Raw genomic sequence first — 13,288 nt, 5'->3', positions numbered from 1 at the left:
AATCACCCTGGCGCGGGGTGGAGCAGCCCGGTAGCTCGTCAGGCTCATAACCTGAAGGCCGCAGGTTCAAATCCTGCCCCCGCAACCAAATCTTCTCACAACCATTCCATAAAGCCCGCTAACAAAGCGGGCTTTCGGCGTTTAAAGAGCGCGAAAAGACGCAGAGGGCTCAACGCAGCGTCCCTCACGCAAAACAATCCCCAGACTTGGAAATAAGCCAGAACACAACAAATACAGAAAAGCCACAGCGCATGAAAACCGGGGCTGGTGGCGTTTACTGTTGGCGATGAGAGAGGAGGCCCCACCCTGTGGTCAGACACCAGCCTCACGCCAAACAGAATGTCCATAAGGGAAAACTCCGCATATGGAACTGGGCTTTTGCGAACTGGGTGAGTGCGGCCGATGACAAGACAATGCAGCGGATGATACAATCATTCGTGCGGCGGCGTTGGTCGCCTTATGGCTCGGATGCTATTGGTACCGTAGTTCTATAAAGCCATCGAATTAGGAAGAACTAGTACATATCAACATTCATCAATGACTTGTTGACGAACCATAGTGTAATGACATTTTTGATTTTTACTTAATAAGGGACGCGCTTGAATAGCGCGGGGTGCAATGCGATCGTTTCAGGGGATATGCTCCTCTCTGCGCTACGGCTTGATCAGAGCCGGGCTGGAGCTGGCGGCTGTTCCCTTTGTACGCTCGCTATTCTCGGGTGCTTCGGGGCGAGGTGTAATCTTTACCCTGCATCATGTTCGCCCTGCACATGCGGAGCGCTTCTCACCCAATGCACATCTGTCGGTTACGCCAGAGTTTCTGGAAGAAGCTATCAGCGTCGCGATCAACGAAGGGCTCACTCCAGTTCATTTGCATGATTTGCCGCGCCTGCTTGCAGACAAGGCAGACAGACGCAACTTCGTTGCTTTCACCCTCGATGACGGTTATCGCAATAACGCCGAGTTCGCCGCACCTATATTCCGGAAGTTTTCCGTCCCTTATACAATCTTCGTCAATCCGGGGTTTGTGGAGCGCAAGCGGAGCGCCTGGTGGGAAACAGTGGAAGCCTTGGCGCGGAAAGCCTCAAGCTTTGAATTCGATTTCGGCAATGGAAGTGAGCACATTCGCTGCGAGACGTTGCACGAAAAGCTATCAGCCTTCGATCGGTTCACCGCCTTTGTTAAGGCCATAGACGAAGACCAAGCTGTAGCGCGTATCGATGCGGCAGCGCAGGTGCACGGCGTTTCACCGATTGCTATTATTGAAAAGCTGGTGATGGATAAGGCGGAATTACGCCAATTGGCGCAAGACCCTTTGGTTCATTTTGGTGCGCACACAATGAATCACCTCAATCTGCGCCGCGTCGATGAAGACCGGTTGCATCAAGAGATCGAGCAGTCCGCCGCCGCGATTGAACGCTATGTCGGGCAGAAGCCGCGTTCGTTTTCCTATCCGTATGGCTGGCCGACTGCGGTCGGGAAGCGTGAGACCTCAGCGATTGCAGATGCGGGGTTTGCTGTCGGAGTTACGACCCAGCCGGGTGTACTGGACTGTAATAGCCTTCAGTCCCTCATGAGATTGCCGCGTGTATCGCTGAACGGCTATTATCAAAGGCCGCGCTATGTGAAGGCGCTCATCTCCGGCGTTCCGTTTAAGTTCCTGAGAAACAACTGAGGACATTGTCTGCAGTTTGAAGCGGATTGGAAGTCAGATAAGCAAAAATCCCGGACGAAGCCGGGATTTTGAAAGCTGTACTGATCAGAAAACTGGAGCGGGCGAAGGGATTCGAACCCTCGACCCCAACCTTGGCAAGGTTGTGCTCTACCCCTGAGCTACACCCGCTCGCGCCAGTCGATTCTATAAAGAACCGATTCTGTCAGGCCCGCGCTATATGAACCAAGGCCGGACAGATTGCAACAGGTCTACATTGGTAATTTTGCATTGTTTTCAACGAAGCGAACCGGCGCGTGCGGATATTCGGATTGCGGGCGATTTCGCCTGTTTCACCGCGCGCCCGTTGCACTGCCCTCCATCACAGCAGGCGCATTGGGTGCGAGTGCATTACAGGATGGGGCAGCTTCCGCCGTCTGAGACGTCGAAGCGACAACATTGTCCCGCTCGTATTTATCGACATTCATTGATTTGTTTTCGCGCCAGTTGCCGCGGAGGTAAAGAACGCCAGCCATGAGCATGGTGGACAGCATGGCAACCGGAAAACTCAGCCACAGCGCGTCAACGCCTAGCCATTCCCGCAAGCCGAGCGCAACGCCCAGCCGAACCGGATACATTGATACGAAAAGGATAATGAGAGGCCATATCACCTGTCCGTTAGCGCGAACTGTTCCGAACAGGACCATTGAGACGCCAAAGGCGATGAAACCCCAGGTCGCCATTTTGCCAATATGCTGGCCAATCGGTATCGCCGGGCTTTCAGCGCCGAGAAATATTTCCATAGCTTGCCGGTCGGCAATAAGCAGCACAACGACAAGAATGCCGGTCATCAGGATCGCATAGAGCACACCGATGCGGTTGATGCTGCTGACGCGGTCCCAGTTGCCGGCGCCGATGTTCTGCGCTGCCATGGCACTGACCGCCGCGCCAAGCGCCATAGCGGGCATCTGCACATAGGTCCACAACTGCTGTGTCGCGCCAAAAGCCGCCGTCGTATCGACGCCCTCCTGATTGACGAGCCGCATCATGGTCAGCATCGCGCTCGAAACCACGATCATCTGGATTCCCATCGGCAGACCCTTGCTGAAGATGAGCTTCAGCACTTTGAGGTCCGGTATCAGAAACCGGAGTTCCTGACCCTTCAAGCGTAAGGGAAGGTCCTTTTGGTAGATGTAAAACAGCATGGCGGCGAGGCTGATATAGTTCGCGACCGCAGTAGCAAGTGCTGAACCAGATATGCCCAGTGGAGGAATAGGGCCGATCCCGAGGATGAGCAGGGGGTTGAAGGCAATATCCAGGATAACTGCCAGTCCCATGAAAATCAGCGGGGTGATCGAATCTCCACTGCCGCGCAGGGCCATCATCAGGATGGTCTGCATAAGGATGGCAGGCATGGCGATGAAAGTAACTTGCAGGAAGGCGCGAGCCAGAGGCTCGATTGTCTCCGGCGTACCAAGCAAAGTCAGGACATGTGGTGCCAGAAACCAGCCTGCAATGGAAACAAGAATGCTGATCGGCACGAAAGCTCCCAGCGTCGTGCCTGTAATAGCGCGCGCAGTTTCGATTTCGCGGCGTCCGAAAGACTGTCCGATCAGAATGGTCGATGCCATGCCGAAGCCGAAGACAAAGGCAGTCAGCAGGAACATGACAAGATTGCCGTTGGTCGTAGCGGCCAGCGCATTCGTTCCGAGCAAATGGCCGATCCAGATCGTGTCTATGGAACCATTTGCCGATTGCAGGATCGACGATCCGAGCGTCGGTAAGGCGAAGAGCAGCAGCGCTTGATTGATTGGCGCCGTCGTCAGATCCATCTGTGTCTTCATACGCCCTCAGTAATATTATGAATTACGTTTTGCGAAATGCAGCGTTTTCAAATTAAACCGAATTACCAAAATTTCTATATTTTTTGCGCGTTTGGCTTGCAACGCGCTGTCTAACTTTGAAGGTCTTCAAAAAGCGTTTTATGCAATCTTGGCTTTGACGAATACGTCATAGCGGGTGCTTTTGCCAAGAATTTGATGTGATGGTTTACGCAGGCCTGCCATTGGCTCGGCGCGCAACGGCCATTTCAACACCACGCGATTGAGTGCAGCTTCCAGCGCCACCTGCATCAGCTTTTCCGCATCCGGGTCTGTACCGACGATCTCGCGGATCTGCCGCATTTCCTTTTTGACGAGGGCCGTGTTGCCGCGTGGCGGATGCATGGGGTCAACCAGAATTACCTGCGGCTTCAAGTCCGGCAGCAGTTTGCAGGAATCGCCATGCAGCAATGTCATACGCGCAACGGTTTCGGCATATTGGCCGCCTTCCGCAGCGGCGCGCGCCAGACCATCGGCCAGCAATGCATGCATTTTCTCGGAACGTTCAATCAAGGTGACGCGAGCGCCGAGCGATGCGAGCAAAAAGGCGTCACGGCCCAGACCGGCCGTCGCATCGACAATCTCCGGCGTGACTCCGCGCGTGAGGCCAACCGCTTTGGCAAGCGCTTGTCCGCGTCCTTCGCCGGAGCGAAACCGGTGACCGACAGCACCGCCAACGAAATCGACAACCAGCTCCGATGTATCTAGTTTCTGCGACATCTGTGATCTCAGGGCCGGGTTAGAACGGGCAGGGCGCGGTGAATGTCACGTCACGCCCATCGAGATGGTGAAAGGCTAGCTTTTCGGCGTGTAGAAGCAAGCGGTCTGCTGCTGCCAGTGCTGCGCCTTCCGCATAGAATTCGTCACCGAGAATGACATGTCCTATCGCCAGCATGTGGACGCGCAGCTGATGGGTGCGGCCAGTCAGAGGAGAGAGGCGCAAACGCGTGCTGTTTTCACCATGGCTCAGAACTTGCCAACGCGTATGTGCCAGTTTGCCGTGCGCATGGTCCACGCGATGGCGCGGCTTGTTGTCGGGATCGATAGCCAGCGGCAGATCGATAAAGCCTTCATCACTATCCATACGGCCCCAGACTTCGGCGATGTAGGATTTCTCTGTGGTGCGAGCCTCGAACTGCGCAGCGACATGAGCATGGGCTTTCCGGTTCAACGACATCAGGACAAGACCGGATGTGTCCTTGTCCAGCCGGTTGATCATCAGCGCCTGCGGAAACTGCTTTTGCACCCGCGTGGCAAGGCTATCGGAAAGGGCTGGGTGACGACCGGGAACGGACAAAAGCCCGCTTGGCTTGTCCAATACCAGAAGATCCGCATCGCGATGAATAATGGAGACATATGGCTCCAGCGGCGGATTATAAATAGGGGCTACGGATGACAACTCACTCATGCTGCCTTCTAGCATGGTTCAGCCTGCACATAGAAGTGTCGCAGCTCGGGTAGGAGATGGATTTTGCTAGGAAACAAATGGCGGAGAGGGTGGGACTCTTTCCCAATTCACTGATTCAAAAGCACTTTTCGCAACACATTGATAACATTGCCCGTTTCGACGCCCCGAACGATACATTTTACGATACTTTTTGACAATGGACGCCATCACCTACTTATTGAGTGGGTGTAAAGAGCTTCTTATCGTCTCCGCATTTACCCTAAACAAACCCCTCTCACGCCAAATTGTCGGCGTGAGACGGGCCAGGACTGGAACAGCAGGTTTTAGGCGTGCAACTGCCACATCAGACAAAGGTTCGATAGTGGAGACATCCAGATGCTCTGGGCTTACGTGTCGAAAGTTATCGAACAGCGACATGAGCTAAGTTTAGGCTCGGCATCCAAAAGCAAATGCCAGCTGATCAAAGATCAAGAGCGTCACTTTATGCCTTATCCGCTCAGCTGCAAAGGTCATAGGGACAGTGTTTGCGAAGACTAGAGCGCCATCTACTCTCACCTCAGACAGTTGGAGGAAAGACTGAAATGCTGCGGCATTCTCCTGTGCGAGTTTAATCCGTTTGAGATGCTTACCGAGGAGGTCCGGGCGTCCTTTCTCATCCGTTTCTCCTCGAAACTTGTAGAGTTGTTTAGCAATCTCACTTGAAGTCTTGGCGAACTGAAGATCCTTGCATTCGAGGAGCATGACCCGCCCGTCAGAATGCCATGCAAGCACATCTATGTCGCCGGGATCTTCGGATAGTTTGCGGCCAAGAATATGTGGGAACTTTATGCTTCTTCTTGCCTGCCATCCGAGTTCCTGTAAACGCGTGACGACTCTGTCTTCAAAATTTGCCGCTTCCTTTGCGACTATGTGTTCCCTCCAACGTCGCATTTCTTTTGATGCAATGGAACTAAGGTCATAGTGACCGTAGTAGAAATTATGAAGCTGAGCGCGAAAGGCATCACGGATCATACCGGGAGCGATAATGACATCCGATTCAGGGTACGGTTCGAGCTGTAGAATAGGACGTCGTGCAACGGACAAACGACGCCTGAACCGCCATGGCTGCCGATCCTGATCCACGTAGGGTAGTAAGACTCTCTTCCACCCGTCGCGTGGCACAAGCTCGAGTGAGCTAATGAACCGGTCTGCGCAATCGACGTATTTGCCGAGATACTGAAGCAGTACTGGCTTAGGCAATGTCTCCCATGCTTGTTTGCTTTCGACTAACCGATTTTCCAGTGCCTCCAGCGCTGTGCGAAAATCTTGGAGCGAAATACCCATTTCGGCTTCCCAGGCCGCAGCGAAGCGGGGATCCGTTTGATTAGCCGCTTGTTCTTGAGTGAGTGGTTCGGGTTCGTGCAGCAAGTCCGAATAGTCGCGGCGGCTTCGATCTATTTGCCCGTTAATAAAGGACTGACCCACCGGGTTCACGATGGCGTCGAAAAACGACACATCCACCTGCACTTCGCCTGCCGGAGAGATGCGCATTTCGGGACGCATTCCTTCATAACGGATAGCGTCGGAGTAGCCACCTAAATGATGAATCATCATCGCCAGTGCCATGAGGTTGGAGAGGTCGAAATCTGCGACCTCGAAACCTACACCCAACGGGGATTCGCAGAGTGCTGCCTCTAAAATGATGCGGCTGGCTAAGCCAGTGGCGTTAGCTTCCTGAATTCTCGTGGAGATTTCCTCGCGTGATTCCTGCGGATTGGCGGAGAGATTAAGAATGGCACCTGAGGTTCGTTCCCATTTGGACTTATCAATAATGGAAGCCTCGTGGTTTTCCACCACACGCCGAATCAGGGCGGATCTCTCGAATTGCCTCAGGTGAGTACAGAACATTTCCTCGACAGCAGTGGTGATAGCATTGAGCACCCTCGTACATTCGTCGCGTCCTGTGACCGTGCCACCTGGACGAGGAAGCCCGTGCCAGCCCATTCCTAAGCGAATCGCAGCATCGTCGAAACTACTTATCTGTACAACCTTCGGCGGGACAGAATCACGAACGTGATCGCGAAAGTCCTGCGGTGCGAAAGCATGAAGTTGCCGCGCTTCAGGCGAGGGAACAATTTCACGTAATAGCGCGGCAAGATCGACCTCAATACAATCTGCGAACTTAACAACCTGCTCAAGAAAGGCTTCTATTAACGTAACTTCCGCGACATTACTGGGATGGGACAATCCTCGGAAAAACGGCAAACCGATCTCAGTGGTGACGACGCAACCGCCCTGATCGCATGATGCGTGGATTGCCCGCTTTAACTCGTCCAGTGGCGGAGAGCTGATCTCTCGTGATCTCATAACGGGAGCTGCAGGGCTCACGAGCTTCCATGTCAAAACATCCGGAAGGCTCGGGATGTGCTGCAACAATATGGGTGCAAGGCGCTCCATCCATACCATTTGCATTTCAAAAATAGGGTAGAGGTACGAGCCTTCATTAACCGGTACGGTTTCGAGCCACCATGTTCGGCTGCCCGACCTCCACACCCCGCGAAACCGCAGTTCTCGGGCATCAAGATGCGAAACATAAACTCGCTGCATATTCTGTGGTGAACGCTTGCCACCATCCTTACAGCGGACAACAACCCCCTTGCCTGCCGCATCGCGTACAGCGTGCTTGTCGAAACGGGCATGATGTTCGGCCCTGAGCCGAAGATGTGCGTTGGTAGGCACCATGAACGTGGCACGTTCGGTGCCGTCCGGCATGGCCTCATGGGGCACCACATGGCCATTGTTGCCGTATGCAAAACCGATACGCGCTAGCAGCCCGTTGATCGCCATCAACGGAAAGCCCATACGCCCAGCGTTGCCTTCAGCGAGGAGGAATTTGAGCAACTCGGCGATATTGAAGTCGTGCCGCCACCCCAACACATCGAGGTCGTAGCTGCTGATGCCTTCTACTAGCCAATGAGCCGGACGGGTAAACTCGACCAATTGTCCCCTGCCAAACCCGCAAAGGACAATCAACGAGAATCCGAGTTTGAAACCGGGTCGGGCTTTGGTGCCAGCGGCGGCGTTATTTATCGCCTGTTGTAGCTCAGCGTACGTCTTTTCGCTGGATGGTCCGGGTCGACTAAAGCCTGTCTCATGAAATCCGGTGAAATCATCGGTCAGCAGGACGAGATGGAACCACAAGCCGGGCTGAAACTCCACGGGCTCGGAGGGAACAACGTGGGAATCCCGTTTCATTTCGGTGGGAGGAATACCCAGACTCGAAATAGCGGGGTTCAAAGAAAGCTCTTCTGTCTGGGCGATTAGCAGGGCAGTCCATAGGCCGAACTTTGCCCCGGCGTCGTGACAGGTTTCAATCACTGCCCGTCGTATAGCCGTTCCAATGGCCGAAGGTATCGCCACCACGAGCTCATCCTGAAAATCGACTAGTGGCTGCCTCTCCAGCCAGCTATCGCCATAACCACCAAAATCGACATTGCGCTGCGACGGTGGCAAGCAAAACCTAACGAGCGCCTCGCGACTAACGCCAGCAAGCGCTAGATCATCCTCTGAAAAGATAACGCGCGCGGCTAGCGTTTTGAGTGTTGGAAGGCCGCTTATCGGTAGTGCATTGAGACCATATTCACTACCGCAGCAAAAGGCCTCCAATCCAGAGCGAGCGCAAACTAGGTCGGATAGAGTAAGCATTGCGCGGCAAGACCGTTTGAGCGCAGCATAGATGCCATGGCCGGGCATGTTCTCGACAGCTGTGAGCATGTGCTGCAGATGATGGCAATTTGCCTCTGCCAACCCTTCAAGCACGCGGTAATTGCGTCCATCCATATACACGCGGCCGACGAACACATCTTCAGCCGCATCTTCCATGCGCGCGAAAGTTTGTCCCACCTGCTTAAACCAACGAGCGGCGTCCTGCTTGTTCGGTTTTTTCTTTCCTGAAGAGTTAGCGATAATCAAATGCGCAATAGCCTCAAGCCTAACCGTGTTCGCCTGAAGCTCTGGAACCGTAAGCAACCCGCCTGCGGCGGCAACGCTGGCCTTTACGTCGTAAGGTTGAAAAATAGCCCCGAGGTCCTCTGCTTGCGATCTCACTAAATCGTTTAGCATCTGTTGCGTGGCAAATACGTTGTCTGGAATCTCTTGCATCTAGGAAGTATGGCTGGGTACTGATACTTCAGCAACATCATTTCGTGTGCGGCAAAAAGGACTGCGTCAAAATGATGGTTAAATGCAATTTTCGCGTTGGGTGCAGGGCAGAGCGGCTACAATTCGCTAAAAGAGGTAACTCGTGGATGTGGCTGCCTGCCCGGCAACCAAGATGAAGGGGCGATGAATTTTGTTTCGTTTGCTAGAAATGGATTAGCAATGCCACCGCATCGGGTGGATGACGTTCAAAATCACACGCTCGTAACTTCCGTCGAAGCATATTGGTCAGAACAATGGCAGCTTTCTCAGCTTGTTTGCCCGAAACCTCTCAGACCACTTTCCCCTCCATCGCAGACATTCAGCACGTCCTAAAGTGTTGGCGACTGCTGCGTTTGTAAGCCATCGTTTATGGTTTCACTGTCAGTTGTATTTTCGGCATTGAGTTCGGCCTGCCATGAAGCGATTATCGCAGTATCAGGTAAGCCGGGGTGAACGTGAATTGAAAGCCGATTAATCTGATCTTCTCGGATTTGTTTGATGACCCAGCCGCGAAGGCCGACGTTATCAATGCGTGCGAGCAGAAATTGCATCGCATCCTCGCGTGCGGCAGGGCGACGGAGATCGCGCATCAAGCGTTTCATTGATGGCTGCGTGTTATAACGCTCGCGGCGAGGCTTCGGCGAGGTGGAGTAACCGCGCTCATAATCCGAAATCGGCCAGTCATTTTCGGCCTCGGACGGGTACGGTGTCGCTGGCAGCATGACAGGTGTGCGAATTGATAGCAGCGCTGCAATGAAAACCCAGCCGACGACAACCGGATGCCTATTCTGACGTCGTGCTTGACGTGCCCGTACCAGAGCAATTTCCGCGCAGCTCTTTTGACTTCGTTTTCTCTTTTCCATGACGGGCTCCCGATTTTTTAGCTTCGGAAGAATTATGGGAGAAAAAGCCACCGGCGGCGCGTTTCAGGGCGGTTTTTGCAAACCGTCAACATTCTAACGCACAGAAACAGGGCAAAGAACGCGAAGATTAATGTCGCATGATGTTCAGGTCATCGAATTTTCGGGCCATTTGGCTCAAAGCGCTCCCCGTCAGGATTGAGTAGCCGATCCCTTTGACGCCGCAATTGATCGCGTTCGCTGATCACGACCTGCATTGACTGGCTGGTATTGGAAAGCTTTGTTTCCGCAGCCATGCGGCGGCGGGTTTCATTCTGCAAGTTGCTCTGGATGTGTGCTGCGCGTTCGCGTTCCCGGTCAATGAGGGGCTGCACTTCTTTCCAAAGAGCCTTGTGAAGTGCGGATACGCGCAGCGCGTCCCAAAAGCTCCGCAGCCTGCTGGCAATAGATCGGACCTTTCGCACTTCGGCGTCGACACTTGCGACAAGCTTATCGGATTTGCATTGCGCATCCCGAATAATGGTTCTTGCCTGTTGTTGGGCGTCGGCGACAGTCTTTTGCGCAGCCTTTTCGTACTGCTTACGATTGTTGTCGGCTGCATTCGCGGCATCCATCGCCGCAGCTACCACCGCGTTCGCTTGCTGCACGCTTTTAGCCACAGCCTTTTCTGCGTTCCATTCGGCGCGCGAAAGGCGACGTCGCGCTGGACCAAGACGGGTCAGGCCATGCACCAGGCCGACATTCATTGAATATGAATCCTGCCAGGTGCGCATTGCTTCGACATAAGCTTTGTCACCGATGGCATTGGCAGCCTTCTTTTCCTGACCGTTTTCAATTGCAGCTTCCACCGCTGCTTTCTTGGCTACTTTACCGGGGTGCAGCCTGTCCGCATGGCCAGAGGAGTGCAGGCCGTACGCGTGCAGATGCACATGCGCCTCGTCCACGTGCATGATGACGGTTTCCAACGTGCCACCGCGCGCTTCCAGATCATGCCGCAACCATTTCACGGAATCCTTGGCCCACGCTTCCACGGAAGCTTTGACGTCGGGATCGCTTCGGCATTCTTCCGGTGTCGCTGGATGTGAGAGCACGCATGTGAACAGCGAGCAGGTATCTTTGCGCACGGCCCGCGTCTTGCCATTCGCCAGCGATTCCTGAGCCTGCTCGATCATTGTATCGTGACGGCGCATGAGTTCATCGAAGCTGCTACCGTAGACGGGCACGGGGGCTTTAGGATTTTCAACGTGAAGTGAGGCTTCCGGTAAGCGCCGCGCTTCGGAAATAATTTCCGCTATGTTGAGCTTTCCGCTGCGGCCACCAGAGCGAGAGTAAGTTTCGATATGAGCGAACTGGAAGCCCATTTTCGTTATCGCTTTGGTGCAACACTGGCGGCGAGCTGGCGTTCGGTTTCCTGAACCAATTCCCACACCGATTGAAGATCGGCGCGGATTTGCATGAGCCTTGCATCCAATTCCTTACCGTTTGTCCACCCGCGCTGCTGTAATCGTTCAAAGCCACGCGCAGCCGAGCGTAGCTCATCCATGAGGTGGTTGTAGCGGGCATGATTGAGCGGAAATTGTTCAGTTGGAATTTCAAGCAGATTCATGGTCCAGACTCCTGTCATAACGGTTAGACAAGAATCGTCACCCGTCGGCGCGAATGAAACAAGGGAAAGATATAGCGACCGACTACATCTATTCGCTTCACGCCTGTGGCTGCTCATAGATATCGGCTCTCCGAGGGCCTCGGCAGGGGCCATCTTTGTAACGGAATTATCCGTTACATTTCCATTGCATCGCGCCAGATATGTAATCACTCCGCATTTGTTCAATAAATTTTGAGACAGGCAGATCATATGGGATCAGGTCGTCCAGATCATCGTCCGTGAGTTCTTCGAAACGCTCGCGATAAATGCCGCATTCTTCCAGCAGGAGAAGATCATCCTTACGGCGCTGTTCCCATGCCTCTTGCTGTTCCCGGCCTTTCTCAAGCAGCTTATGGGAATCAGCGACGTCGATTGACCATTCATGGAACGTCTTCGGAGCGTGTTCCTGCAGGATTTGCGTTACACGGTCACGAATGACGTCCAAATCGGGTTCCGGTCTGATAAAGCCTAGCAGCTTGAACAGCTTCTGACGTCGCTCATGTGAGGTGCGCACAAATTCTGAAATGAACTGTCTGGGAATTATCGTAAGAGTGTCAAGTTTAGATGACCGGACGCCTACGTCGTCCAGGTCTTCACACTCCACGCCTTGTTCGGCAAGAAGTTTCATATGGAAGGCGCGACGTCCATTGATGGCATCCAGACCATCCCTGCCATTCCTAGTCATCGGATAGCTGCTGAAATTGCTCACCACGACGAAAGGCTCGGCCAAGAGCATGGCTCGCGACTGGGGAAGCGTTTTGCAGAGGATTTGATTTTCGATTTCTTCTTTCTCGTTGCCGCGCTCATATCGCGCAGCCATGACACGACGCTGCTGACGTTCGGCTTCTTCGGCGTCCGCCAGAATGTCGGCCTGAATCTCTTCCGCCGATCCCGGTGCAGGCTTGCGCTTTGAGACCTGACAACGGACAAGCGACTTGGCCTTGCTGTCAAAACGGACTTTTTGACCGCTTTCCTTGAGCTTCATGCGCCAATCGCGGAAAAGTCCCAGAGGACGGATCATCTGCTTCTTATGCAGGGTTTCTGCAATGAAGGCGGTGCTCACGCCGTCAAGGCCTGCAATCTCATTGTATTTGCAGACGTACTTGATGATTTCCTTGGTGTCCTTGACGCGTCCTGCATCGTGCAGCATCTGATCGTCGAAATGGCTTCGGGTGGTATCCAGCCAGTTCGACCAGCCTTGCGGGCCGAATGCCTTGCGTGGTGCGGAAACGATATTGGCATGTAGATTAATGGATTGATCTTCATCGACCGTGAATTCAATCGAGCATAGAAGCACGTCGATTTCGGCGTTCGTGCTGATTGCGAAGTAGCGGCCCAGTTGCCTGTTAAAGGCCGCAAGGCGTTCTGGAAACTGGTCGAGATGAAACCGCTTGCCCGACGTTACGACCATGTAACGGGCATAACGACGGATTTTCGGATGTTCTTTCAGGAATAGGTCAAATTGCTGGAGCAATGGCTGCCGATTGCGCTGGGCGACTTCAGGAATGATGTTGACGTTGCGATATCTAGACAGACTGAAAACGGCACCGGAAATCAGGCCGACCATGGAAATGGTGTTTTCGCCTGACAGGTACGGATTGAAGCCGGATTTCTCCAGCTTATAGGCGATGCGTTCGGACTGCTTTGCAAGCTGGGCATCGGCCAG

The 13,288-nt window shown here is 53.7% G+C and carries 9 protein-coding genes and 2 tRNA genes; 2 read left to right on the top strand and 9 right to left on the bottom strand.

Annotation, left to right across the window (positions count from 1 at the left end; all coding sequences use genetic code 11):
- Positions 1–11: 11 nt before the first annotated feature.
- Together FHW00_RS15880 and FHW00_RS15875 are read left to right on the top strand one after the other, a co-directional pair.
- Positions 12–88: transfer RNA gene (locus FHW00_RS15880), tRNA-Met, on the top strand.
- A 530-nt stretch (positions 89–618) separates the two neighbouring features.
- Complete coding sequence (locus FHW00_RS15875; RefSeq protein ID WP_078340928.1) at positions 619–1,674, top strand: polysaccharide deacetylase family protein; 1,056 nt, start codon at positions 619–621, stop codon at positions 1,672–1,674.
- A gap of 93 nt (positions 1,675–1,767) precedes the next feature.
- Here FHW00_RS15875 and FHW00_RS15870 read toward each other — a convergent pair.
- From FHW00_RS15870 to FHW00_RS15830, 9 genes are all read right to left on the bottom strand, one after another.
- Positions 1,768–1,842 (bottom strand) — tRNA-Gly (locus FHW00_RS15870).
- Positions 1,843–2,003: 161 nt separating this feature from the next.
- Positions 2,004–3,494 carry an MATE family efflux transporter gene (locus FHW00_RS15865; RefSeq protein ID WP_078340927.1) on the bottom strand — a complete coding sequence of 497 codons (1,491 nt, stop codon included), beginning with the start codon at positions 3,492–3,494 and terminating at the stop codon, positions 2,004–2,006.
- 138 nt (positions 3,495–3,632) lie between these two features.
- Entirely contained in the window at positions 3,633–4,250 is a 618-nt protein-coding gene (locus tag FHW00_RS15860) for a class I SAM-dependent methyltransferase (protein ID WP_078340926.1), read from the bottom strand.
- Positions 4,251–4,269: 19 nt separating this feature from the next.
- Positions 4,270–4,938, bottom strand: a complete 669-nt coding sequence (locus tag FHW00_RS15855; protein WP_078340933.1) for a pseudouridine synthase — start codon at positions 4,936–4,938, stop codon at positions 4,270–4,272.
- 426 nt (positions 4,939–5,364) lie between these two features.
- Positions 5,365–9,078: a hypothetical protein gene (locus FHW00_RS15850; protein WP_078340925.1), complete on the bottom strand. Its 3,714-nt coding sequence runs from the start codon at positions 9,076–9,078 to the stop codon at positions 5,365–5,367.
- Between the two features lie 368 nt (positions 9,079–9,446).
- The gene (locus FHW00_RS15845) at positions 9,447–9,980 is read right to left on the bottom strand and encodes a hypothetical protein (protein WP_078340924.1); all 534 of its coding nucleotides are present in this window, start codon (positions 9,978–9,980) and stop codon (positions 9,447–9,449) included.
- Positions 9,981–10,129: 149 nt separating this feature from the next.
- Complete coding sequence (locus tag FHW00_RS15840) at positions 10,130–10,942, bottom strand: hypothetical protein (protein WP_182514666.1); 813 nt, start codon at positions 10,940–10,942, stop codon at positions 10,130–10,132.
- 401 nt (positions 10,943–11,343) lie between these two features.
- Positions 11,344–11,583 carry a hypothetical protein gene (locus tag FHW00_RS15835; protein ID WP_078340922.1) on the bottom strand — a complete coding sequence of 80 codons (240 nt, stop codon included), beginning with the start codon at positions 11,581–11,583 and terminating at the stop codon, positions 11,344–11,346.
- A gap of 166 nt (positions 11,584–11,749) precedes the next feature.
- Positions 11,750–13,189 (bottom strand): hypothetical protein, encoded by a 1,440-nt coding sequence (locus tag FHW00_RS15830; RefSeq protein WP_139364442.1) that lies wholly within the window; start codon positions 13,187–13,189, stop codon positions 11,750–11,752.
- Between the last annotated feature and the right edge of the window lie 99 nt (positions 13,190–13,288).

Source organism: Ochrobactrum sp. P6BSIII, from assembly GCF_014138065.1.
Lineage (GTDB): Bacteria > Pseudomonadota > Alphaproteobacteria > Rhizobiales > Rhizobiaceae > Brucella.
This window is presented reverse-complemented; position numbering and strand designations above follow the sequence as displayed.